A 328-nucleotide genomic window follows, 5' to 3' on the forward strand; every position below is an offset into this window, starting at 1 on the left:
GTGAGTGTCGAAGTTGGTTCACAACAATTCAAAGATACAGATGATGAGAAGTGGGTTTACGAAACTATTTTCGGAACAGCTGAAGTGACAAAAGTAAATGAAACGTATGAATATGCGAATGTTATTTTTGAAAATGGAACTTATGGTGAAATCAACGCAGATGTGGAGTGGTATCCGATTCCGAGTAATACAAAAATTGCTACTCACGAACGACCTAAGCATTATGGCAATTCTGAAATTGATTTAATCGATTACTGGTGTGAACGTTACTCGCCTGAAGAATTAAGAGGTGCATTCAAATCACAAATAAGCAAGTACGTTGATCGTT

The 328-nt window shown here is 36.9% G+C and carries 1 pseudogene; it reads left to right on the forward strand.

What is annotated here, in order from left to right:
• Positions 1-328, forward strand: a pseudogene (locus HUK49_RS11070) (DUF3310 domain-containing protein); the annotation flags it as partial.

Origin of the sequence: Limosilactobacillus portuensis (assembly GCF_014838735.1) — a bacterium.
Taxonomy (GTDB): domain Bacteria; phylum Bacillota; class Bacilli; order Lactobacillales; family Lactobacillaceae; genus Limosilactobacillus; species Limosilactobacillus portuensis.